The sequence below is a fragment of the Yersinia entomophaga genome, from assembly GCF_001656035.1.
GTDB lineage: Bacteria > Pseudomonadota > Gammaproteobacteria > Enterobacterales > Enterobacteriaceae > Yersinia > Yersinia entomophaga.
In genome coordinates this window covers 2,776,353-2,801,399 of the sequence record NZ_CP010029.1, presented here as the reverse complement: position 1 = coordinate 2,801,399, position 25,047 = coordinate 2,776,353, and the positions used below count along the sequence as shown (strand labels likewise).

The following is a 25,047-nucleotide window of genomic DNA, read 5'->3' as shown; positions in this document are numbered from 1 at the left end:
TGGATGCAAACAGTATCGATCTCGTATTGGTCGAGGGGTTCAGACATGAGCCTATCAATAAGATCGCCCTATATCGAGCGGCTGTAGGAAAACCTTTTACCGGAGTAATCGATAAGCATGTTATTGCGCTAGCAAGCGATGAACCGGCACCTACAGATTTACCGCAATTGGATATTAATCAACCCTATCATATTGCTGATTTCATCTGTTCCTGGCTGAAAAGTCAGTCTTAACTGCTGCTGATAGTATAAAGCTGGTCACGCCATTAGGTTGGCTCGAAGATGATGACTTAGCTGACTTTTCAACAGGACGCTTGCGCCTGACAGCCCACACTCTTGCCGCTAAAACCACTTTTCAAACAGCCACTTATTCACACCGTTAATAGCATCTTATAACACCCTGATAACTGGGCTAATTTGGGGTAGGGTTGCATCACATTGCCTAAAACTTCGGCAAAATCACCCTCATTGCAAGTTAACAACACAACAATCTAGATGATAAAAAAGGTTATTTGGTATGTAGCCTGACTCGTCAGTCACCGCCAGAGTTTTAACCAGCAGTTAAAAATCTTCTGTCTGTTACTCTTCGCAGTGAGGCCGGTAGTGTATCAGAGGCCTCAGCATCCCGACTGGCGACACGTTTTATCCCCTTACGCCCCACCGGATGCAAGCCTGGCTCTTGAGCTACCGCCGAGTGTGAATACCCGTTAATGGGGGATGAGTTTCCGATAAAACCGACCTGGTTCGTTGGTTACATGGCTTTTTAATAAAATATAAGCCCGGTGAGTGACTGTATCTGCCTGAAAATGCTGCGAATTTACTGCCTGAAAACGTCAACGGCGGCGCAATTTACCGGATAAGCCGCCCCCTATGGAATGAAAATCGCCATATACGCCTTCAACGCCCGGCATTCCCGGGGGTTCCCATGCCCTTAAACGCAAAAAGCCCCCCGCAATCGCAGGAGGCTCGGTTCGAGGGCGGCAATGACTTTTATCCGCCTCGCGTCTGTCTTTTTTCCATAGCAAAAACCCCACGCTTTTGGCATGGGGTCTTGGCTTGATTTGATGCCTGGCAGTGTCCTACTCTCGCATGGGGAGACCCCACACTACCATCGGCGCTACGGCGTTTCACTTCTGAGTTCGGCATGGGATCAGGTGGGACCACCGCGCTATTGCCGCCAGGCAAATTCTGTTTTAATCAACCCGCCACGTGATTTACATCACACAGCCAGTCAATCCAATCTGTTAACAATGCTGAAAATCAAAACGCTCTCTAAAACACCTTCGGTGTTGTAAGGTTAAGCCTCACGGATCATTAGTACTGGTTAGCTCAATGCATCGCTGCACTTACACACCCAGCCTATCAACGTCATAGTCTTTAACGTTCCTTCAGGGGGCTTAAAGCCCCAGGGAAGACTCATCTTGAGGCAAGTTTCGCGCTTAGATGCTTTCAGCGCTTATCTTTTCCGCATTTAGCTACCGGGCAATGCCATTGGCATGACAACCCGAACACCAGTGATGCGTCCACTCCGGTCCTCTCGTACTAGGAGCAGCCCCTCTCAATCTTCCAACGCCCACGGCAGATAGGGACCGAACTGTCTCACGACGTTCTAAACCCAGCTCGCGTACCACTTTAAATGGCGAACAGCCATACCCTTGGGACCTACTTCAGCCCCAGGATGTGATGAGCCGACATCGAGGTGCCAAACACCGCCGTCGATATGAACTCTTGGGCGGTATCAGCCTGTTATCCCCGGAGTACCTTTTATCCGTTGAGCGATGGCCCTTCCATTCAGAACCACCGGATCACTAAGACCTACTTTCGTACCTGCTCGAGCCGTCACTCTCGCAGTCAAGCTAGCTTATGCCTTTGCACTAACCTCACGATGTCCGACCGTGATTAGCTAACCTTCGTGCTCCTCCGTTACTCTTTGGGAGGAGACCGCCCCAGTCAAACTACCCACCAGACACTGTCCTCACCCCAGATTATGGGGCCGAGTTAGAACATCAAACATTAAAGGGTGGTATTTCAAGGTTGGCTCCACGCAGACTGGCGTCCACGCTTCGATGCCTCCCACCTATCCTACACATCAAGGCTCAATGTTCAGTGTCAAGCTATAGTAAAGGTTCACGGGGTCTTTCCGTCTTGCCGCGGGTACACTGCATCTTCACAGCGAGTTCAATTTCACTGAGTCTCGGGTGGAGACAGCCTGGCCATCATTACGCCATTCGTGCAGGTCGGAACTTACCCGACAAGGAATTTCGCTACCTTAGGACCGTTATAGTTACGGCCGCCGTTTACTGGGGCTTCGATCAAGAGCTTCGCCTTGCGGCTGACCCCATCAATTAACCTTCCAGCACCGGGCAGGCGTCACACCGTATACGTCCACTTTCGTGTTTGCACAGTGCTGTGTTTTTATTAAACAGTTGCAGCCAGCTGGTATCTGCGACTGGCTTCAGCTCCGAGAGCAAGTCTCTTCACCTAGCGCCAGCGTGCCTTCTCCCGAAGTTACGGCACCATTTTGCCTAGTTCCTTCACCCGAGTTCTCTCAAGCGCCTGAGTATTCTCTACCTGACCACCTGTGTCGGTTTGGGGTACGATTCAATGTTACCTGATGCTTAGAGGCTTTTCCTGGAAGCTTGGCATCAACTACTTCTGCACCGTGGTGCATCGTCATCACGCCTCAGGGTTGATGGTTTTCCGGATTTACCAGGAACACCCCCCTACACGCTTAAACCGGGACAACCGTCGCCCGGCTAGCCTAGCCTTCTCCGTCCCCCCTTCGCAGTAACACCAAGTACAGGAATATTAACCTGTTTCCCATCGACTACGCTTTTCAGCCTCGCCTTAGGGGTCGACTCACCCTGCCCCGATTAACGTTGGACAGGAACCCTTGGTCTTCCGGCGTGCGGGTTTTTCACCCGCATTATCGTTACTTATGTCAGCATTCGCACTTCTGATACCTCCAGCAGTCCTCACAGACTACCTTCAACGGCTTACAGAACGCTCCCCTACCCAACAACACCTAAGTGTCGCTGCCGCAGCTTCGGTGCATGGTTTAGCCCCGTTACATCTTCCGCGCAGGCCGACTCGACCAGTGAGCTATTACGCTTTCTTTAAATGATGGCTGCTTCTAAGCCAACATCCTGGCTGTCTATGCCTTCCCACATCGTTTCCCACTTAACCATGACTTTGGGACCTTAGCTGGCGGTCTGGGTTGTTTCCCTCTTCACGACGGACGTTAGCACCCGCCGTGTGTCTCCCGTGATAACATTCTTCGGTATTCGGAGTTTGCATCGGTTTGGTAATCCGGGATGGACCCCTAGCCGAAACAGTGCTCTACCCCCGAAGATGAGTTCACGAGGCGCTACCTAAATAGCTTTCGGGGAGAACCAGCTATCTCCCGGTTTGATTGGCCTTTCACCCCCAGCCACAAGTCATCCGCTAATTTTTCAACATTAGTCGGTTCGGTCCTCCAGTTAGTGTTACCCAACCTTCAACCTGCCCATGGCTAGATCACCGGGTTTCGGGTCTATACCTTGCAACTAGACGCCCAGTTAAGACTCGGTTTCCCTACGGCTCCCCTATACGGTTAACCTTGCTGCAAAATATAAGTCGCTGACCCATTATACAAAAGGTACGCAGTCACACCACGAAGGTGCTCCCACTGCTTGTACGTACACGGTTTCAGGTTCTATTTCGCTCCCCTCGCCGGGGTTCTTTTCGCCTTTCCCTCACGGTACTGGTTCACTATCGGTCAGTCAGGAGTATTTAGCCTTGGAGGATGGTCCCCCCATATTCAGACAGGATGTCACGTGTCCCGCCCTACTCATCGAGTTCACAGCATGTGCATTTTTGTGTACGGGACTATCACCCTGTACCGTGCGACTTTCCAGACGCTTCCACTAACACACAAACTGATTCAGACTCTGGGCTCCTCCCCGTTCGCTCGCCGCTACTAGGGGAATCTCGGTTGATTTCTTTTCCTCGGGGTACTTAGATGTTTCAGTTCCCCCGGTTCGCCTCGTTAGACTATGTATTCATCTAACGATAGTGCAACGAATTGCACTGGGTTTCCCCATTCGGGTATCGTCGGTTGTAACGCTTCATATCAGCTTACCGACGCTTTTCGCAGATTAGCACGCCCTTCATCGCCTCTGACTGCCTAGGCATCCACCGTGTACGCTTAGTCGCTTAACCTCACAACCCGAAGGTGTCTTTCGACATCATCGTGCTGCGATTATTGAGAGACTCTACCTGCAGATGACTCCTTGTCTCGGTAAATCTACGGAGAGACAAGTTTTAGCTGCAGTGTTTCAATTTTCAGCTTGTTCCAGATTGTTAAAGAGCAATATCTTAAACACGACTCGTTAAAGTCATCTTTAAGATATTCAGTTGATAATGTCTTTCACTCATTATCGGATGGCGTCCCCAAGGGGATTCGAACCCCTGTTACCGCCGTGAAAGGGCGGTGTCCTAGGCCTCTAGACGATGGGGACACAGGAAATTCCGACTAAATCAAAAACTTAATCGTTTCTCGTGTCATCATGAGTCGAAACTCACGACATCAACAGGTGCTCTTGCTCATTACTATTATCAGACAATCTGTGTGGACACTGCGCAATGCGTATCATTAGGTAAGGAGGTGATCCAACCGCAGGTTCCCCTACGGTTACCTTGTTACGACTTCACCCCAGTCATGAATCACAAAGTGGTAAGCGCCCTCCCGAAGGTTAAGCTACCTACTTCTTTTGCAACCCACTCCCATGGTGTGACGGGCGGTGTGTACAAGGCCCGGGAACGTATTCACCGTAGCATTCTGATCTACGATTACTAGCGATTCCGACTTCATGGAGTCGAGTTGCAGACTCCAATCCGGACTACGACAGACTTTATGTGGTCCGCTTGCTCTCGCGAGTTCGCTTCACTTTGTATCTGCCATTGTAGCACGTGTGTAGCCCTACTCGTAAGGGCCATGATGACTTGACGTCATCCCCACCTTCCTCCGGTTTATCACCGGCAGTCTCCCTTGAGTTCCCACCATGACGTGCTGGCAACAAAGGATAAGGGTTGCGCTCGTTGCGGGACTTAACCCAACATTTCACAACACGAGCTGACGACAGCCATGCAGCACCTGTCTCACAGTTCCCGAAGGCACCGAAGCATCTCTGCTACGTTCTGTGGATGTCAAGAGTAGGTAAGGTTCTTCGCGTTGCATCGAATTAAACCACATGCTCCACCGCTTGTGCGGGCCCCCGTCAATTCATTTGAGTTTTAACCTTGCGGCCGTACTCCCCAGGCGGTCGACTTAACGCGTTAGCTCCGGAAGCCACGCCTCAAGGGCACAACCTCCAAGTCGACATCGTTTACAGCGTGGACTACCAGGGTATCTAATCCTGTTTGCTCCCCACGCTTTCGCACCTGAGCGTCAGTCTTTGTCCAGGGGGCCGCCTTCGCCACCGGTATTCCTCCAGATCTCTACGCATTTCACCGCTACACCTGGAATTCTACCCCCCTCTACAAGACTCTAGCTTGCCAGTTTCAAATGCAGTTCCCAAGTTAAGCTCGGGGATTTCACATCTGACTTAACAAACCGCCTGCGTGCGCTTTACGCCCAGTAATTCCGATTAACGCTTGCACCCTCCGTATTACCGCGGCTGCTGGCACGGAGTTAGCCGGTGCTTCTTCTGCGAGTAACGTCAATCACTTCACGTATTAGGTGAAATGCCTTCCTCCTCGCTGAAAGTGCTTTACAACCCGAAGGCCTTCTTCACACACGCGGCATGGCTGCATCAGGCTTGCGCCCATTGTGCAATATTCCCCACTGCTGCCTCCCGTAGGAGTCTGGACCGTGTCTCAGTTCCAGTGTGGCTGGTCATCCTCTCAGACCAGCTAGGGATCGTCGCCTAGGTGAGCCATTACCCCACCTACTAGCTAATCCCATCTGGGCACATCCGATGGCGTGAGGCCCTAAGGTCCCCCACTTTGCTCTTGCGAGGTTATGCGGTATTAGCTACCGTTTCCAGTAGTTATCCCCCTCCATCAGGCAGTTTCCCAGACATTACTCACCCGTCCGCCGCTCGCCGGCAAAGTAGCAAGCTACTTTCCGCTGCCGCTCGACTTGCATGTGTTAGGCCTGCCGCCAGCGTTCAATCTGAGCCATGATCAAACTCTTCAATTTAAGATTTGTTTGATTTGCTACCGAAGTAGCGATGCTCAAAGATTACTTTCTGCAAATATGCATTCGAACCGAAGTTCAAATGTTTACTGCTTTGGTCACTCTTCAAGACTTGATATTTCTTCTGCCTGCCGAAACAGGCTTTGATATCGTCTTGCGAGTGCCCACACAGATTGTCTGATAAATTGTTAAAGAGCGTTCGTTACCCGTTCGCTTGCGGCGAATCTTACGGTAACGCGGGAGGCAGATAATACGCTTTCCCGCTGAAGTGTCAAGCTTTTCTTTTCAACTTTCGTTTTAAGAACCGGCGTTTCCGCCTGCTTAACACTTCCTGACCCGGCGAAGTTTGTTTCGTTGTTCCCGGTCAGTGGAGGCGCATTATAGGGAGTTCCTGACAGGCTGCAACCCCTAATTTCAAATAATTTTCCAACCGGCTTTTTTTTCATCAAAAAGTGCGGAAATGGATAACTTTTCTACTACTTTTCAGTTAAACAGCCAATACCAGAGTGAAACAGTAGAGTAAAATAGAAGGATAAGAAGTTAGCCAGGACAAATCACCATGCAATTTAACGCCCAACAACAAGCCGCCCAACGCAACCTTTCCTATTTATTAGCTGAAAAGATTGGCCAGCGTATCCTGGCGGGCGAATATATAGCCGGTTCTATACTGCCCGGAGAGATAGAACTAGGCGAACAGTTCGGCGTAAGCCGCACTGCAGTACGTGAAGCGGTTAAAATGTTAGCGGCGAAAGGGATGTTGTTGCCACGGCCACGGATTGGTACGCGCATTATGCCGCAGTCCAACTGGAATTTTCTCGATCAGGAGTTACTCACCTGGTGGATGACCCGTGAAAACTTCGATCAGGTGATGCAGCACTTTATTTTGGTACGAACCGCGTTAGAGCCACAGGCCTGCGCTTTGGCCGCGGTTAACGCTAATCCTGCGCAAAAACAGCAATTGGCTATATTGATGGCAGAAATGCAGGCGCTGCACCGTGAATTTGATCGTGAACGCTGGATTCAGGTGGATACCCAATTTCATCAACTGATCTACGAAGCCAGTGGTAATCCCTTCCTGACTTCGTTCGCCAATTTGTTCAGTTCGGTATATCACAGCTACTTCCGTGCTATTACCGGCGATGAAGTGATAAAGCTGCAACACCACCAATCTATCGTTGATACCATCCTTGCCAGCGACAGTCAGGGTGCCTGCATTGCCTGTCAGGTATTATTACAAGACAAAAACTGACGGAGTGTGTAATCACATGTTATCTATATATAGAAGAGAGGATTGTTAATAACGAATTCCATCAGGAAATAGAATGATTAAATCTGCTCGTAGCATGGCCGGCTTACCCTGGATTGCCGCCATGGCTTTCTTTATGCAGGCGCTGGACGCAACAATATTAAACACAGCCCTTCCCGCGATAGCCGAAAGCCTCAATCGCTCGCCGTTAACTATGCAGTCTGCCATTATCAGCTACACGCTAACCGTCGCTATGCTGATCCCAGTCAGCGGCTGGTTAGCCGATCGCTACGGCACCCGGCGAATTTTTATCATTGCCGTCTCGCTGTTTACCTTTGGCTCTTTATTATGTGCGTTATCAGGTTCCCTCTCATTTCTGGTCGCCTCGCGGGTTATCCAAGGCATTGGCGGCGCCATGATGATGCCAGTCGCGCGACTGGCATTATTACGCGCTTATCCGCGCAGTGAATTACTGCCGGTTCTAAATTTCGTAACCATTCCCGGTTTAGTCGGCCCCATTATGGGCCCCTTGCTGGGTGGCCTGCTGGTGACTTACGCCAGTTGGCATTGGATTTTCATTATCAATATCCCCATTGGCCTGTTAGGCATTTTTTATGCGCTGAAATACATGCCTAATTTCACTATGCCTAAGCGAGCCTTTGATATTAGTGGCTTCCTACTGTTCGGCTTTAGTTTGGTCATGATTTCTATCAGTCTGGAGATGATGGGGAAAGCGGAAGTGTCGGGCTATCTTTCTCCCTCGATGATGCTTGGGGGATTGCTCCTGCTAGTCGGTTATATTTTCCACGCCAAGGGACACCCAAATCCATTAATCGGATTACCTCTATTCAAAACCAGAACGTTCTCCGTCGGGATAGCCGGTAATATCGCTTCCAGATTGGGAACTGGCTGTGTACCTTTCCTGATGCCATTGATGCTACAAGTTGGCTTTGGCTACTCGGCCATCATTGCCGGTTGCATGATGGCGCCGACGGCTATCGGCTCAATGATGGCAAAATCTACCGTGACTCAGGTTTTGCGCTGGTTGGGCTATAGAAAGGTGCTGGTGAGCATTACGTTGATTATTGGCACACTGATTGGATTGTTTTCATTACAAACGCCGGGCATGTCTGTCTGGCTAATGATCGTGCCACTATTCATTTTGGGAATGGCGATGTCTACCCAATTTACGGCCATGAATACCATTACGCTGGCAGACCTGACCGATAACAACGCCAGCTCCGGTAATAGCGTACTGGCCGTCACTCAACAGCTTTCCATCAGCTTTGGCGTCGCTATCAGCGCCGCCGTACTGCGTTTCTACGAGGAATTACCGTTTGGCAATCACATCGACCATTTCCACTACACCTTTATTACCATGGGCGCAGTGACATTGGTTTCATCCCTAGTGTTCTTGCTACTCAAACCTAAAGATGGCGATAACCTGATTAAAGGCCGCAGCGCGCGGAAAAGCAAAGTCTAGCGCTGAGCAACAGAACCACGCTCCACCAGCTCAGGTGTGAGCGTGAGAATCTGCGGTTCTGCAAATGGATTATTCAGACGATGAATTAATGTATCGATGGCCAATTCACCCAAATCATCCTTCGGCTGATGAATAGTCGTAAGCGGCGGCGTCATATAACGGGCGATCTCGATATCATCGTAACCAATAACCGCCATATCCTGCGGGATGGATAATCCAACCTGATGCAACGCCTGATAAACCCCAACTGCCATCGCATCATTACCAGTAAATACTGCTTCCGGCACTTCGGGCAAAGCCAATAACTGCTTCATTGATTCCAAACCACCCGCAAACTCAAAGTCACTGGCAATTTCATATCCAGCCAAGATCGGCAAGCCGGCACGCTTCATCGCCTGACGGTAACCTTCCAGCCGTTCTCTGGCCGGAGTCTTATCCTGTGGTCCGGCGATACAGGCAATGCGTTTATAGCCTTTGGCAATCAGGAAATCCGTGGCCATATCCCCACCTAACAGCGAGTTATCCTGAATGGTGTCGTTCACACCTTCAAAAGGAGCCCAATCCATCATGACAATAGGTAAAGAAGGGTAACAGCGGAGAACATCCTGAGACGGGCGATGATTTTCGGTACACATTAATAGCAAGCCATCAACGCGCTTTTGCAGCAAGGTTTCCATGCTACGGCTCATCCGATCGATATCGCCTTCGGTATTACACAAAATCAGGCTGTAGCCGCGCTCATAGCAACTGCGCTCCACGCCGCGAACTACCTCGGCATAAAACGGGTTGCTGCTGGCCGTAACCAACATGCCAATAGTGCGGGTTTGATTAAGCTTGAGGCTACGCGCCAAAGCCGAAGGGGCATAATTGAGTTGCTTAATAGCGGCAACGACTTTGTCGCGTACCGCTTCACTGACAAAACGATCTTTGTTGATGACGTGAGAAACCGTCGAGGTAGAAACGCCCGCCAAACGGGCGACATCTTTCATGGTCGCCAAAATTACCTCTGGTTTTGCAAGAAGGCATCAATTTCGGCCCGCCATGGAATGGAGGGTTGTGCGCCAGGGCGAGTCACGGCAATCGCGGCCGCTGCATGAGCAAAACGTATCGCCGATGCCATTTCCTGACCGTCCAATAACGCTGTAAGCAGTGCGCCGTTAAAAGTATCACCGGCGGCAATAGTATCGACCGCATTCACCTTAAAACCCGGCATCAGTTTGCCCTGACCTTGCTGGCTAAGCCATACACCGCGGCTACCCAAGGTGATAATAACCGTCGTAATGCCTTTCTGATGTAATGCCCGAGCCGCCAGATTGGCGTCTTCCTCATTTTCGATATGAATACCTGTCAGGCGCTCGGCCTCGGTTTCATTCGGTGTAATCATATCCACCAGCTGTAATAACTCATCCGGTAGCTCGCGCGCCGGTGCTGGATTCAGAATCACCTGCGTCTGGCTTTCTCTCGCCAGTTTCGCAGCGGCTATCACGGTTTCCAGCGGAGATTCCAGCTGCATCAATACTGCTTGCGCATCAATAATTTGCTGCTGATAACGTTGAAGGTATTCGGGTGTCACGGCAGAATTTGCTCCGGCATTAATGCCGATAACGTTCTCCCCCTCTCCATTGACGAAAATCAGTGCTACACCGGTAGTTTTGCCTGCGATAGCTTCCACCGGCGTGGTATCGATACGGTCTTTAGCCAACTGTTGACGAACGCGTTCACCAATATCATCCTCACCCACACAGGCAATAAATGCGATATCCGCTCCGCTGCGGCCGGCGGCAACCGCCTGATTGGCACCTTTCCCACCGAAAGCAACGTGATACTGCTTCCCGATCACCGTTTCACCCGGACGTGGAAATTGCTCAATATTCAGAATATGGTCAGCATTGATACTGCCAAGAACCACTAGCTTACCTGTTTCCATCGCATCTATTCCTTTGTAGATAACGCCACCGCTAACATTGCATTGCTGCGGCGGCGTGATACCTAAATTCTCTGCTTTTATTGTTTGGTCACTAACTTCAAATCAACCGGGATGATGGCCTGTACTTTTTCGCCTTTCAGCACTTTATCCGCAGTTTGAACCCCGATAGCGCCGATTTGGTCAGGGCGTTGAGCGATAGTTGCACCCAACTTGCCGCCTTCAACCGCTTTGATGCCGTCGTCAGTGCCGTCAAAACCAACCACTAATACATCGGTTTTACCTGCAGTTTGCAATGCACGCAGCGCACCCAGCGCCATTTCATCGTTCTGAGCGAAAACAGCCTGTACCGCTGGATGTGCGGTCAGCAGATTCTGCATCACGTTCAGGCCTTTGGTGCGGTCAAAATCTGCTGGCTGGCTGGCTAACAGTTGGAATTTATGTTGTTCCATCGATTGTTTAAAGCCTTCGCCACGTTCACGAGCAGCGGAAGCACCGGCGATACCTTCCAGTTGAATCACTTTGGCATCGTTACCCAGTTTTTTGGCGATGAAGTCACCGGCCATTTTACCGCCAAAGCGGTTATCGGAAGCGACGTGGCTAACGACTTCGCCTTTAGAAGCCAGACGGTCCAGCGTGATTACCGGAATTTTGGCCTGATTTGCCATTTTAATCGCATTACCCACTGCATCTGAGTCAGTTGGGTTAATCAGTAACAGCTTGGTGCCACGAACCGTCAGATCCTGTACGTTGGCCAACTCTTTCGCCGGGTTGTTCTGTGAATCCAGCACCACCAGGTTATAGCCCAGTTTGTCCGCTTCTTTTTGTGCGCCATCCTTCATTGAAACAAAGAACGGATTATTCAGGGTGGAAACTACCAGCGCGATCGTGTCTTTTGCCAGCGCATTGGCACTCACCGTGGCGCTCAGGGCAACAACAGAGATCAAAGTAGCCAGTTTTTTCATTTTCATGGTCGCAGTTCCTGTAGGGAGAGAGCATCGTTAATTTTGCAGGCGTTATTGTTGCAACGTCGCCTACTGCTTTTTGTTATCTACCAATACCGCCAGCAGGATGACTACTGCTTTAACGATCATTTGGTAATAGGAGGAGACACCCAATAAATTCAAACCGTTATTCAAGAAGCCAAGAATCAGGGCACCGATCAGCGTCCCAACAATGCGTCCTTTGCCTCCCGCCAGACTTGTGCCGCCCAATACCACCGCAGCAATCGCATCCAGTTCATAGCCGGTACCGGCAGTTGGCTGGGCTGAAGATAGACGCGCAACTTCGATAATGCCAGCCAGTGCAGCTAATAAGCCACACAGTGAGTAAACAATAATCTTAACTTTATCAACGCTGATACCGGACAAACGGGTGGCAGACTCGTTGCCGCCCAGAGCATAAATGTAACGGCCTAAACGGGTATGGTGCAGCATGTACCAGGCACCGGCAAAAACGATAGCCATCAACCAGATAGGCGTTGGTATCCCTAACGGGCGGCCAATACCGAACCAGCCAAAGGCGTCGGCGGCATCGGTAAATCCGGTATTCACCGGGCTACCGTTGGTATACACCATGGTCACGCCGCGCAATAGCAGCATCATCACCAAAGTGGCGATAAAGGCCTGCACCTTGCCTTTTGCCACGATGACGCCCGTACAGGCGCCAACAAAGGCTCCTACCGCCAACGCGGCACCCACGGCCACCAGCGCGTTCATTTCCAATCCGACAATCGATGCCGCGACTGCGCCGGTCAGCGCCAGTAAGGAACCCACGGAAAGATCGATGCCTGACGTCAGGATAACCAACGTCATCCCTACCGCCATAATGGCGTTCACCGAGGTCTGTTGCAGAATATTAAATAGGTTATTTAGCGTGAAGAAATTCGGGCTGAGGGACGAAACCACGGCAATCAGCACCAGCAGCGCAATCAGCGATTTTTGTTCTAGTAGCCACTCTTTGCTGAACCAGCGTTTGGTCTGGATAGTCTGGGAACTCATATCTGATTACTCCTGCTTTGCGCGCTACTACTCATAAATAAATCACGCTTGCCGACGGCGGCTGCCATCAACACTTCTTGAGTGGCCTGTTCAATAGAGAACTCACCGCTTAAATGACCTTCATGCATCACCAGAATTCTGTCGCTCATGCCTATCACCTCTGGCATTTCTGAAGAAACCAGAATGATGCTGAGCCCTTCTTGCTTGAACTGGTTGATTAACTGATAGATCTCTTTTTTCGCCCCTACGTCTACACCGCGGGTAGGTTCATCCAGAATCAAGACTTTAGGTCGAGTCATTAATCCTCGGGCTATCGCCACTTTCTGCTGATTGCCGCCGGACAACAAACCTATAGGCTGTTCCATTGATGGCGTTTTAATATTGAATAAACGAATAAAGTCAGCCACGGCCTGCTGTTCTTCACCATGTTTCAGCGATCCGCCGCTGCGGCTAAAATAACGTAATGCCGTCAGAGACATATTTTCTTTGACCGACATTCCCAACACCAAACCATCACGCTTACGGTCTTCGGAAATATAAACAATGCCGTTAGCCAAACCGTCCTGCGGGGTATGGGTCACCACTTCACGACCATCCAGCATCACATAACCAGATTTACGCGGCAGCGCGCCGTAAATGATTTTCATCAGTTCAGTACGCCCTGCGCCCATTAACCCGGCCACACCGAGGATTTCACCGGCGTGCAGCGTAAAGCTGACGTCGTTCACCCCTGGGCCGCAAAGTTCCTTCACTTGCAAGCGCACATCGCCCAAAGGCAAATTCAGGCGTGGATATTGTTCTTCCAGCTTCCGGCCAACCATCATTTCAATCAATGTATCTTCTTCCAGCTCGCTTACCGGCTTTTCACCGATAAACTGGCCGTCGCGGAAAACCGTCACATCGTCGCAGATCTCAAAAATCTCTTTCAGACGGTGAGAGATATAGACAATGCCGCGCCCTTCAGCTTTTAACTCGTTGATTACGTTAAATAGCGAGGCGGTTTCTGTGTCTGTCAGCGCATCCGTTGGCTCATCCATAATGATGACTTTGGATTCGAAGCTCAGCACCTTGGCAATTTCGACCATTTGCTGATCGCCGATGGAAAGCTCACCGACCAAACGATGGCTGCTATAGCGAATATTCAGGCGGGATAACAGGCGATCCGCTTCGGCATACATCTTTTTCCAATCGATGCCGCCAAAACGGTTAACGAATTCACGACCAAGAAAGATATTCTCGGCAATGGTCAGCTGTGGAATCAGGTTAAGTTCCTGATGAATAATCCCAATACCCGCTTCCTGCGAGGCCTTGGGACCATTGAATACCACTTCCTGACCGAGAAAATGCTGGCTACCGGCATCTTTGGTATAAATGCCCGTCAGCACTTTCATCATCGTCGATTTCCCTGCGCCGTTTTCACCCACCAGCGCCATTACCCGTCCGGGGTAAACACTGAGTGCAGCGCCAGAGAGCGCTTTGACGCCGGGAAAGGCTTTATCAATCCCTTTCAATTGCAGCAAAGGTTGCATAAATGCCTCAGAAAGTTACGCCAGCGCAGAGAATCACGTTCGCAAAAGGTGAACATTCCCCGCTACGGATGACCGCATGGCTATGTTTTGTTTGCTCTTTGAAAGCCTCATGGCTGACATAGTGCAAAGCAATGGAGTTTCCCTGGTGTTGCTCAAGTTGTTTAAGTTGTGTCAGCAAAGCTTCATGGAGCTGCGGATTATTCTTCGCGATCTCTTCCGCCAAAATAGCGCTTTCTACCTGCATTTCCTGCGTCACCACCGACAGCACCTGGAGGAAGCCAGGTACACCCTGTGTTAGCGCCAAATCGATGCGGGTGGTACTGGCCGGAATCGGCAGCCCAGCATCCGCTATGACGATTTGATCCGTATGACCTAATCGGGAGATAACCGCGGAAATATCAGAATTCAGTAATACGCCTTTTTTCATTTTTTGCTCCGACAGCGAAACGTTTCGCTGATGGATAAGTTTAAAAAAAAGACAGCAGAAGGCAAACCTAATGTGGTGAATTTGTGATCGCCATCGAAACGTTTCGCTGCACTATTAAACAAGGATGAATAAACTGGCTAAATACTTCGGGAAAATAAGTGGTAGGGAAAATCTGCGGATAAAAAGTCAGTGCGTATCAGTACAAGAAGTAAAAAGGCCGTCGGAATGACGGCCTTAGTAACTAGATTTCTACCTGAGTTCCCAGTTCAATCACCCTATTAGGCGGGATTTCGAACTGATCCGGCGCGCGCAGAGCGTTGCGGCTCAGAGCCATAAACAGTTTACCGCGCAGGAACAAATACCAAGGCCGTTTCGACAATATTAACGACTCGTGGGACATAAAGAAGGAGGTTTCCATCATCTGGCAAGGCAGCCCCTCCAGACCGCAGCGGTGGAAGATTTCCTCCACGTTCGGCGTTTCTCGCCAGCCGTAGCTGGCCACCACACGCCAGAAGGTCGGTGAGAGCTGCTCAATTGTCACACGGCGAACGTTGTGTACATAAGGCGCGTCTTCAGTGCGCAGAGTCAGCAATACCACGCGATCATGCAGCACTTTATTGTGTTTGAGGTTATGTAATAGCGCGAAAGGAATCACATTCACGGCACGCGACATATATACCGCCGTACCTGAAACCCGCACCGGTGGCGATTTCTCTAGTGAGGCGATCATCGCTTCCAGAGAATTACCGTGCTCATGCATCCGACGTAGTAAGCTGAAACGCTCGCTTTTCCAGGTGGTCATGATGATGAACATCACCAGACCCAGCGTCAGAGGTAACCAACCGCCGGAGAACAGCTTCAAGGCGTTGGCGGAGAACATCGGGATATCGATGATCAGTAATATCATCAATAAGCAGGCTACGAATACCCGATTCCAGTGCCAGTTTTTCAGCGCCACGGTGCAGAACAGAATACTGGTCAATACCATGGTGCCGGTAACGGCAATACCGTAGGCCGCGGCCAGATTACTGGAACGTTCGAAGCCGATAATCACCAATACTACGGCGATATATAGCGTCCAGTTAATTACGGGAATATAGATCTGGCCAGACTCCATTTCTGAAGTATGGATAATGCGCATTGGTGGTAAATAGCCTAAACGCACCGCCTGACGAGTCAGGGAGAATACGCCAGAAATCACGGCCTGCGAGGCAATAACCGTCGCTAACGTTGCCAGAACCAACAATGGAATCAGCGCCCAATCGGGAGCTAGCAGGAAGAAGGGGTTTTTTATCGCTTCCGGATTTTTCAGCAACAGTGCGCCCTGACCAAAGTAGTTCAGCACCAACGAAGGCAGCACCACGGTGAACCAAGCTAGACGAATAGGGAATTTACCGAAATGCCCCATATCCGCATACAGTGCCTCTACGCCGGTAATTGCCAGCACTACCGCACCTAAGGCAAAGAAAGAAACCGTTTTGTATTCCGCAAAGAAGGCCAGCGCCCACTTAGGATTCATCGCATTGAGCACTTCCGGGTTATCCATAATGCCCCGAATACCCAGCACCGCTAACGTCAGGAACCAAACTAACATGACCGGCGCAAAGAGTTTGCCCACGCTACCGGTACCGTGTTTTTGAATGACAAACAATAAAGTCAGAACGGCAATTGAACAGGGAACGATATAAGGATCGAGGGCGGGGGCGGCTATTTCCAAACCTTCTATCGCCGACATCACCGAGATCGCGGGAGTGATCACGACCTCGCCATAGAAAAAACTGCCGCCTATCAGGCCAAGTATGACCAATATCGACGTTGCGCGGGAGGACGTGTTTCTGCCGGCCAGAGACATCAGGGTTAAAATCCCGCCTTCACCGGCGTTATCGGCTCGCATCACATAGGTAAGATACTTTAGCGAGACAATCAGGATTAACATCCAGAATATCAGAGAGAGAAAACCAAATACGACGTCAGGACGCACGTCAAAACCATAATGACCAGAAAAACATTCTCTTAAGGTATAAAGAGGACTGGTACCAATATCACCGTACACTACCCCTATTGCTGCCAGGGTTACTGCCGATAAAGATCGTTTATGTTCTGTGCTCATAATTTGTTTCTTTTTGCTAGAACATCCATAAGCTGATGCGTGCGTTTAAGAACCCAACCGACGGTTCTCTGTCCCTTGACGCTCACCAAAAGGCGCACAGTATGCACGATTTAAACTGATTGCCTACCCTTAAATCGGGAGATAAAGAAGGCAATAAATGATGAGGTAAGCATCATCAATAACATAAAAATTTTACTAATCAAGAAGCTATAACATTAAAAAAAGTGGTTTAATCTCTACCTCTTGGGTAAATATCAGTTCACGCATCGACCGTTTAGGATAATTATGGCGCAATCAACGCAATTAGCAGACAGAATATCCCGTTTAAGTAATGCGCTGGAAACCGGACTGTATGAAAGGCAGGAAGCGATACGCTTATGCCTGCTCGCCGCGTTGAGCGGAGAAAGCGTGTTTTTACTTGGCCCACCTGGAATTGCTAAAAGTCTGATTGCCCGTCGCCTGAAGTTTGCCTTCCGTAATGCCAGGGCTTTTGAATACCTGATGACGCGTTTTTCAACGCCGGAAGAGGTCTTTGGCCCGCTATCCATTCAGGCACTGAAAGAAGAGGGGCGTTACCAGCGAATGACCCACGGTTATTTGCCGGAAGCGGAAATCGTTTTTCTGGATGAAATCTGGAAAGCTGGCCCGGCGATTCTGAATACTTTGCTGACAGCGATTAACGAACGGCGTTTTCGCAACGGTGACAAAGAAGAAAGCATTCCAATGCGTCTGTTGGTTACGGCATCCAACGAACTGCCCGATGCCGATAGCAGTTTGGAGGCTCTTTATGACCGTATGCTAATTCGCCTGTGGTTAGATCGAGTGCAGGAAAAACAAAACTTCCGCTCATTGCTATTAACGCGTCAAAACGAAAACCATAATCCGGTGGCGGAAAATCTTAGTATCACCGATGAAGAGTTTCATCAGTGGCAGCCACAGATAGATAAAATTACGCTGCCAGATAATTGTTTCGAACTTATTTTTCAATTACGTCAACGCTTAGGTGCCTTAGAGCAGGCGCCTTATGTTTCTGATCGACGTTGGAAAAAAGCCCTGCGCTTGCTGCAAGCCAGCGCCTTTTTCAGCGGTCGCGATGCCATTGCGCCTATCGATATGATTTTACTGAAAGATTGCCTGTGGCATGACCTTAACTCTCTCAAACTACTCCAGCAGCAGTTGGAACAACTGTTATGTGAGCAAAGCTATCAGCAACAGCTGCTTATCACTCAGCTCCAACATATTCAGGCTCAATGGCTGCAACATCAGCAACAGCAAAGCGATCGGCAAGCGCTCACGTTGATAAAGCAAAGCGGCATATTCAGCCGTAAGCCCCAATATTCTTTGCCAGAAAATCTGACCGATGCAACTTTGACATTTTTCCTACAAAAACCGCTGAATTTGCACGATATTCAAGTCAATCATCTGCAAATCGAGCGGGACGCTCTGGTGCAATGGCTAAACAAAGGCGGCGTACTGCGTGCCAAACTGAATGGCGTCGGTTTCGCACAGAGCATTGATGCCGAAATTGACGACCGCCAGCACCTGGTTATTTTGGACGTTAGTCGTCAGGGCGCGGTTGTTTCTCTGCCGGGTGAATCCGCCGGAGCTGTACCAGAATCGTTATTAACTCAAATGAGTGAGTTGGAAATTCGTCTCTCAGAAAAACGCAGACAGTTTAGCCAGCACCAACCCTGCCTGTTCACACCTTCAAGCTGGCTGGCGAAAATTGAAGCCAGCTTGCTACAAGTTGCTGAGCAGGTGAAACAGCAACACCAAAAAATGCGTGGGCAATAGCCGTGCTCAGCTTGGCAACGTTGGATATGCTGCTGTCTATCAGTGAAAACCAACTGATAGATGAACTGGTGATCGGTCTGTTGGCCGCGCCACAGCTGGCTATTTTCTTTGAGAAGTTCCCTCGAATGAAACGCGCCCTGATGAAAGATATTCCCGGCTGGAAACTCAAACTGCAGCAACGAATTCAGGAAGCAAAGGTGCCACCGGCGCTGGCGAACGAATTTACGCTCTATCAGCGCTGCCAACTTCAGGACAGCGTGACCTTTTATCAGCAGGTTTGGGAAGTGGCGGAAAATATGGAGAAGATCCATTCTCCTTTCGCGACTCAGGCGCGATCCATGCTGGAAGCCGCCGATCTGGCCAATAATCCTCCCCACGGCGATAGCCTGCAAACGCTGTTTTTACAACGCTGGCGCATTAGTTTAACGGTACAAACCGTTACGCTGCACCACCAGCTGTTAGAACAGGAACGTGAGCAGCTACTGGCCGAATTGCAGCAGCGGCTGGCGCTGACCGGCGCCTTGGAGCCGATACTGGCAGATAACGACACCGCCGCAGGCAGACTGTGGGATATGAGTCAGGGACAATTACAGCGCGGGGATTATCAGTTATTACTGCAGTACGGTGATTTTTTGCAGCAACAGCCGGAATTACAAAAACTGGCCGAACAGTTGGGGCGTAGCCGTTCAGCTAAGGCATTACCGACGCCAGATGCTCGCTTCGAACCTTACTCAGTGATGGTGCGAATGCCAGACGCCGTGCCTGAGGAAGTCAGTGGTATTCATCAAAGTAATGACATTCTACGTTTACTGCCGACCGAACTGGTGATGCTAGGCATGAGCGAGCTGGAATTCGAGTTTTACCGTCGCCTGTTGGAACGCCGCTTGCTGACTTATCGGCTACAGGGCGATGCCTGGCAAGAACAGCAGTTACAGCGGCCAGTCAGTTTGAAAAATAGCGATCAACAGCCGCGCGGCCCTTTTATTGTCTGCGTAGATACTTCCGGATCGATGGGCGGATTCAATGAACAGTGCGCTAAAGCCTTTTGCCTGGCGTTGCTACGCATCGCATTGGAAGACAACCGCCGTTGCTACATTATGTTATTCGCGACAGAAATCATTCACTACGAGCTCTCCGCGTCCAGCGGACTCGAACAGGCAATTCGCTTCCTCAGCCAGCGTTTTCGCGGTGGAACAGATCTGGCAGCCTGCTTATCCGCAACGCTGACCAAAATGGACGACAGAGAATGGTATGACGCCGACGCGGTGATTATTTCCGATTTTGTGGCGCAGCGATTGCCGGAAGAATTAATCCGACGCATCAAAATCCAACAGCAAGCACACCAACATCGTTTCCATGCGGTTGCGATGTCAGCCTATGGCAAGCCAGGAATCATGCGGATATTCGACCATATCTGGCGCTTTGATACCGGATTAAAAAGTCGCCTGATGCGCCGCTGGCAGCGTTAATCGACGTATATTCTTAATTCAGCAATCCGGCACCGACGTTTATCGACAGCCCCAGAATCGTCATATTAAAAATAAAAGATAAAACCGACTGAAGCAAAACGATACGGCGAACATCTGAGCTGCCGATAGACACATCGGCCGTTTGCGACGCCACGCTGATGGTAAAGGTGAAATAAAGGAAATCCCAATAAGTAGGTTTGGTGATATCCCCGGGGAAAATCAGCGGCAGCGTTTTTTCTGGTATTGGCCTTTCCAGATAAAAAAGATGGGCATAGTGCATGGTAAAAGCGGTTGGCAACAGCAACCAGGACACAAATAACGTAGTTCCCGTTAGCAACAGATTCAGCGCCTTCATCCCATCGGATAACGTATTGGCTTTGCTCAGAGCAAACAGAATCACCAGAATACTGACCAAACAGGCCATAGAGACAATAGCCAGCACGGCGCTGGCGCTTTGATCCTGAACTTTGGCTACCAGCCTGACCTGCGTCGACTCAGTGCGTAACATCAGCAACCACAGGCAAATCAGATATATCCACGCCCCTAGATTCCAGCTAGCCATCAAACGGAACAGAACGCTCAAATCAGACGGCAATACTAAAAAGCTGACTACGCCAGCGCCGACGGAAAGCAAAAAACGCGGACGAGCATGTAAATAGTGGCGAATAGCGTGTGATAGAGCCATAGCGAGCATTTAACCTTCCATGTTGTTTATATGGTTTTTAAATCTCTAACTATGATGAGGATAGGCGATAAATAAGAAAGCAGACTGAAACTGCCTCCAACCAGATAACAAACAGCCCGGAAATGACGCTGGTGGTAATAACCGGGCTGATTTTCTCTATATATTGATATTGGTTTTCACTATAGAGAAGTAATGATGATGAAACAGAGCAGACTATTTTTTCCTGCAATAGCCTGAACCTGCGGCTTACTCATTAAATGTCAGATTATATCCGCGTTGATCCATCAGTTTTTTATCTTTGCCGAACCCCATTTTGGCGCGAACGCCGCCCAACAACTCTTTATAGCGGAATATTTCGGTAGCGCGGTCAGCTAGATAGCTGTCATCGGGATCGATTTCCAACCCACGTTCCAGCCAGACTTTCGCCAGATAGCTGTTACGATTACATCCTGCGCCCAAATGAAATGCCAGCGCATAATAACCGGCAGCAAAGACGCGGTTTGGCTCTTCTTCATCACTCCACAGCGCAGGCAGCACAACGTCGAGACAGAGTTCCATATCATATTGAATATCGCTAAACATCAATAATGTCGCTAATCGACGCGCCGAACGTTCCCATACGTCTCGGCGCACATTCGGCGTATTCATGGCATTTAGCAGTAATGCTCTAGCCTGCTGATACTGCTCTGGGCTGAGTTGCTCATTATCTTCAATAATTTCATAGGCAAAATTGTACTGACAGGTCGCGTCGCCGCCGTCTGCGGCTCGTTCCATCCAGTACGTCCTTAATTCGCTATTTTTATAGGCTTCCATATCACGGCCATTCTGGCGGGATAACACACCGGCGTAGACGTCTGATAACGTCGCCATTGCCGAAGTGTCGCCCCACTCGCAGGCCTGTTGTAGCAGATATATTCCAGCCTCTTCAGATACCGAACCAAACAGGTTCGCAGCGGCTTGCCCGACATCCACATCTTCAGAGTCCAGATGTGCTGCTCGAGCCAATAACCTCTGATGATTAAACTGGCCTTTCTTTATGCCGTACAGACCGAATTTACTGGCGATCCCCGCCAACATCACCGCGTATTTATCGTTTCCCCATAGTTGTAACCGTTCCAACCATTGCGGTAATAAATTATGGCTATCATTGATATTCGCGAAATTAATGCAGCTCATCAATGTATCCAGCCCCGTTTGCGGATTGGCTATAGCTGGGTTGATTTGCCAGGCTTGCACTAACAGATCGTAACAACGCTGCATTTTTTCCGGCTGCCAGACACCGTCCTGATTACCATAATAAGCGAGGAAATTAGCATATTGATACAACAGTCTCGCACGCTGATCTTCTTCAAGATCCAACGCTAACAGTTGCTCAAACGCATCACAGCAGTAAGCAATATCGTCGGTTTGCTCTTTATCAGGGAAATAAATGGAATAACCGAGGAAATCCCAAGCCTTGGTGACCCAAAGAAGATTGAGGTTTTGCTCGCTGAGTTCGGCACAAACCGGCCCTTCGATAAATTCAGCCATTTGCTCATGGCTCCCGCCCCAACGCGGATAAAGGAAGTAAAGATATTCATTGCGAACGCCGACGTCCTGAGGACGAATAGCCAAGGTCGCGTTGAGCCAATAGGTTTTAACATTCTCAGACCGACGGGCAGGAAGACTCCCAGGCAATGCCTGTGGAATAGACGCCAAATCGCCGCCTTCAGCCAACAGACGACGTAGACCCGCTTCCCATACCTCCGACTCGGTTTCAGCCTGGAGTTGCACGTAATTTGTTGGTTCATGCCCATGAGCCAAATCGTATAACCACTGCGGCTCGCCCAGATACGCGGTTAAACGTAACATCCGACGCAATGCGTAAGCCGGGCGCTCATGCAGCGAAATAGCCCGCAGATAGGAGATCAGCCCTAAATCACGCGCGAGTTGAGCGCCAACCCAGCGATCGTTAGAGACGTATTCTCCGCCGTTGGAGGTACGAATCCGCGCCGCCGCTGCCTCCCAATAACAGCCATGCAGCAAACGCCCGTGATAAGACATGGGCTTGTGTTTAATCCAGGCATTCAGGTTTGAAAGCGTGTCTGTAGCAACCTCAGCCGGATCGAAAAAAGTGCTAATGATCCAATCATAATCAAAGGGTTGAGAAGAACTATCCAGCCAACGCTGAGCTGAGGCATCCAGCAGAGAATCAAGCTCATCAAATTGATGGGAAGCCAGTAATAAGCGTAAATGTTCACGTTGTTCTATATATGGAGCAAGGGAGCGGAAGGTGGATGCCATCTTCGTCAATTTCCTTATTTGCCTTAGCGCAGGAAAGGGCATCTGAGCGTCAGGTCGACTGTATATAAGATATAAGTTCCAGAATCGCAGAAACTATCGGCATAGCCGAACTATTCTTTATTGCCTCGGCGAATAAGTGATTAAAAAGGCAAGAGATTGAAGTAGCAATAGACAGTTAGAAGATAAAAAAGAGGAAACTATAATAGGGACGAAGAACACCCTGACAGGAAACAAAATAGATAACCCGGCGATAACGCCGGGCTGCCTGATAATTCTATCGGTTAAAGCTACGCCTAATTACAGCAGGCCTTCTACTTTGTCGCAGATTTCCGGGCCCCAGACGCCGCACTGAACCTGACCGATATGGTGCTGTTGCAGCAGTAACATCACTAAACGGGATTGACCAATACCGCCGCCGATAGTCTGAGGCATTTCACCGCGCAGCAGTGACTGATGCCATTCCAGTTTCAGGCGATCTTCATCTGCGGTCAGCGCCAGCTGGCGTTTCAGCGTTTCGGCATCCACACGGATACCCATGGAAGAAATCTCAAACGCATCTTCCAGAATGGGGTTCCAGACAATAATGTCACCGTTCAGACCAGCAAAGCCTTCAGCGCTCGGCGACGTCCAGTCATCATAATCCGGTGCACGAACGTCGTGAGATTGACCGTCTGCCAACTTGCCACCGATACCAATCAGGAATACGGCACCTAACTCTTTAGCAATCGCACGTTCACGGCCTTTAGCATCCAGATCCGGGAAGCGAGCGCGTAGGGATTCGCTGTGTACGAAATGAATCTGCTCAGGCAAGAAAGGCTTGATACCAAACTCTTCGCTCACTGCGGCTTCTGTTTCTTTAATAGCAGTGTAAATCTTGTTAACCGTGGATTTCAGGTAAGCCAGGTTGCGCTCGCCGTCACCCATCACGCGTTCCCAATCCCACTGATCCACATAAACGGAGTGAATAGCGCTAAGACGATCTTCATCAGGACGCAAAGCTTTCATGTGAGTGTACAGACCCTGATCGGCACCGAAATCGAAACGACCTAAGGTTTTACGTTTCCATTTAGCCAAAGAGTGAACCACTTCAAAAGTCGCATCAGGCAGGCTTTTCACTTTTACCTGAACCGCTTTCTCAGAACCAGACAAGTTATCCTGAGTACCATCACCCACGCGGCTAAGAATAGGAGCCTGTACTTCAATCAGACCCAGTTGTTGTTCCAACTGACGAGAAAAGAAGGATTTTACGAAGCTGATTTGTTGCTGTTTCTGGATAAATTGTTTTTTCATGGCTGTTTTCTCAATGCTTGATTATCAGGATGCCGTTTGGCTTGACATCGATTAAGCAACAGAACAGACCTATAATTCAATATCCAATAACTAATATTGCCTTTTCACTTTTAATCATTCATTTTTTATCGGTTAAATACGCATTATCGATAAAAATAGGGGGTAAATATGAGCGAAATATATCAGATCGATAATCTCGATCGCGGCATCCTGAACGCATTAATGGAAAATGCACGGACACCTTATGCCGAATTAGCCAAAAACTTTGCCGTTAGCCCAGGCACTATTCATGTTCGGGTCGAGAAAATGAAGCAGGCGGGCATCATTACCGCGGCTTGCGTTCACGTTGACCCAAAACGGTTGGGATATGATGTGTGTTGTTTTATCGGCATTATTTTAAAAAGTGCCAAAGACTACCCCTCAGCGCTGAAAAAACTGGAGAGCCTGGAAGAGGTCGTAGAAGCCTATTACACCACTGGGCACTACAGCGTGTTTATTAAAGTCATGTGTCGATCCATTGATGCGCTGCAACAGGTACTTATCAACAAGATCCAGACTATTGATGAGATCCAGTCTACCGAGACGTTAATTTCACTACAGAACCCCATTATGCGTACCATCGTGCCATAA

At 49.6% G+C, this 25,047-nt stretch carries 17 protein-coding genes, 1 tRNA gene and 3 rRNA genes; 6 read left to right on the top strand and 15 right to left on the bottom strand.

Features of this window, described 5'->3' with window-relative positions; translation table 11 throughout:
- Positions 1–233: molybdopterin-guanine dinucleotide biosynthesis protein MobB (locus PL78_RS12730; RefSeq protein ID WP_201030823.1), on the top strand; the 233-nt coding region annotated here is incomplete at its 5' end.
- An 832-nt stretch (positions 234–1,065) separates the two neighbouring features.
- On the opposite strand, the gene rrf is transcribed toward PL78_RS12730, so the two are convergent.
- From rrf to PL78_RS20300, 5 genes are all read right to left on the bottom strand, one after another.
- Positions 1,066–1,181 (bottom strand): 5S ribosomal RNA (gene rrf, locus PL78_RS12725).
- 111 nt (positions 1,182–1,292) lie between these two features.
- A 23S ribosomal RNA gene (locus PL78_RS12720) occupies positions 1,293–4,199 on the bottom strand.
- Between the two features lie 223 nt (positions 4,200–4,422).
- Positions 4,423–4,498, bottom strand: a tRNA-Glu gene (locus tag PL78_RS12715).
- A 139-nt stretch (positions 4,499–4,637) separates the two neighbouring features.
- Positions 4,638–6,180: ribosomal RNA gene (locus tag PL78_RS12710) — 16S ribosomal RNA — on the bottom strand.
- Together the 16S, 23S and 5S rRNA genes with 1 tRNA gene alongside form the textbook arrangement of a ribosomal RNA operon.
- A gap of 185 nt (positions 6,181–6,365) precedes the next feature.
- Positions 6,366–6,623, bottom strand: a complete 258-nt coding sequence (locus tag PL78_RS20300; protein ID WP_145933964.1) for a hypothetical protein — start codon at positions 6,621–6,623, stop codon at positions 6,366–6,368.
- A gap of 113 nt (positions 6,624–6,736) precedes the next feature.
- Here PL78_RS20300 and PL78_RS12705 point away from each other — a divergent pair, with 113 nt between their 5' ends.
- Together PL78_RS12705 and mdtD are read left to right on the top strand one after the other, a co-directional pair.
- Entirely contained in the window at positions 6,737–7,426 is a 690-nt protein-coding gene (locus tag PL78_RS12705; protein ID WP_064514670.1) for a FadR/GntR family transcriptional regulator, read from the top strand.
- Between the two features lie 73 nt (positions 7,427–7,499).
- Positions 7,500–8,906, top strand: coding sequence for a multidrug transporter subunit MdtD (gene mdtD, locus PL78_RS12700; RefSeq protein ID WP_064516019.1), 1,407 nt, complete (start codon positions 7,500–7,502; stop codon positions 8,904–8,906).
- Here the strand turns inward: mdtD and rbsR are convergent.
- The 7 genes from rbsR to kup form a co-directional block, all read right to left on the bottom strand.
- Positions 8,903–9,904, bottom strand: coding sequence for a ribose operon transcriptional repressor RbsR (rbsR, locus tag PL78_RS12695; protein WP_064516018.1), 1,002 nt, complete (start codon positions 9,902–9,904; stop codon positions 8,903–8,905). The genes mdtD and rbsR overlap by 4 nt on opposite strands.
- A 2-nt stretch (positions 9,905–9,906) precedes the next feature.
- Positions 9,907–10,833, bottom strand: a complete 927-nt coding sequence (rbsK, locus tag PL78_RS12690) for a ribokinase (RefSeq protein WP_064516016.1) — start codon at positions 10,831–10,833, stop codon at positions 9,907–9,909.
- A 77-nt stretch (positions 10,834–10,910) separates the two neighbouring features.
- Positions 10,911–11,801: a ribose ABC transporter substrate-binding protein RbsB gene (rbsB, locus tag PL78_RS12685; protein ID WP_064516014.1), complete on the bottom strand. Its 891-nt coding sequence runs from the start codon at positions 11,799–11,801 to the stop codon at positions 10,911–10,913.
- A 63-nt stretch (positions 11,802–11,864) separates the two neighbouring features.
- A complete protein-coding gene (gene rbsC, locus PL78_RS12680; protein ID WP_064516012.1) occupies positions 11,865–12,830 on the bottom strand; it encodes a ribose ABC transporter permease in 966 nt (321 codons plus the stop codon).
- Positions 12,827–14,359 carry a ribose ABC transporter ATP-binding protein RbsA gene (gene rbsA / locus PL78_RS12675; protein ID WP_064516010.1) on the bottom strand — a complete coding sequence of 511 codons (1,533 nt, stop codon included), beginning with the start codon at positions 14,357–14,359 and terminating at the stop codon, positions 12,827–12,829. The genes rbsC and rbsA overlap by 4 nt, the downstream gene beginning before the upstream one ends.
- 7 nt (positions 14,360–14,366) lie before the next feature.
- Positions 14,367–14,786, bottom strand: coding sequence for a D-ribose pyranase (rbsD, locus tag PL78_RS12670; protein ID WP_049597449.1), 420 nt, complete (start codon positions 14,784–14,786; stop codon positions 14,367–14,369).
- Positions 14,787–15,027: 241 nt separating this feature from the next.
- The gene (gene kup, locus PL78_RS12665; protein ID WP_064516007.1) at positions 15,028–16,896 is read right to left on the bottom strand and encodes a low affinity potassium transporter Kup; all 1,869 of its coding nucleotides are present in this window, start codon (positions 16,894–16,896) and stop codon (positions 15,028–15,030) included.
- Positions 16,897–17,181: 285 nt separating this feature from the next.
- On the opposite strand from kup, the gene ravA reads away from it, so the two are divergent.
- Both ravA and viaA read left to right on the top strand, forming a co-directional pair.
- Entirely contained in the window at positions 17,182–18,690 is a 1,509-nt protein-coding gene (gene ravA / locus PL78_RS12660) for an ATPase RavA (RefSeq protein ID WP_064516004.1), read from the top strand.
- A gap of 2 nt (positions 18,691–18,692) precedes the next feature.
- Positions 18,693–20,159: an ATPase RavA stimulator ViaA gene (viaA, locus tag PL78_RS12655; protein ID WP_064516002.1), complete on the top strand. Its 1,467-nt coding sequence runs from the start codon at positions 18,693–18,695 to the stop codon at positions 20,157–20,159.
- A 13-nt stretch (positions 20,160–20,172) separates the two neighbouring features.
- Here viaA and PL78_RS12650 read toward each other — a convergent pair whose 3' ends face one another.
- The 3 genes from PL78_RS12650 to asnA form a co-directional block, all read right to left on the bottom strand.
- Positions 20,173–20,844 (bottom strand): DUF1345 domain-containing protein, encoded by a 672-nt coding sequence (locus PL78_RS12650; RefSeq protein ID WP_064518415.1) that lies wholly within the window; start codon positions 20,842–20,844, stop codon positions 20,173–20,175.
- 246 nt (positions 20,845–21,090) lie between these two features.
- Positions 21,091–23,127 (bottom strand): DUF4034 domain-containing protein, encoded by a 2,037-nt coding sequence (locus tag PL78_RS12645; protein ID WP_064516000.1) that lies wholly within the window; start codon positions 23,125–23,127, stop codon positions 21,091–21,093.
- 297 nt (positions 23,128–23,424) lie between these two features.
- Positions 23,425–24,417 (bottom strand): aspartate--ammonia ligase, encoded by a 993-nt coding sequence (gene asnA, locus PL78_RS12640; protein WP_064515998.1) that lies wholly within the window; start codon positions 24,415–24,417, stop codon positions 23,425–23,427.
- A 168-nt stretch (positions 24,418–24,585) separates the two neighbouring features.
- Here asnA and asnC point away from each other — a divergent pair, with 168 nt between their 5' ends.
- The gene (asnC, locus tag PL78_RS12635) at positions 24,586–25,047 is read left to right on the top strand and encodes a transcriptional regulator AsnC (protein ID WP_064515996.1); all 462 of its coding nucleotides are present in this window, start codon (positions 24,586–24,588) and stop codon (positions 25,045–25,047) included.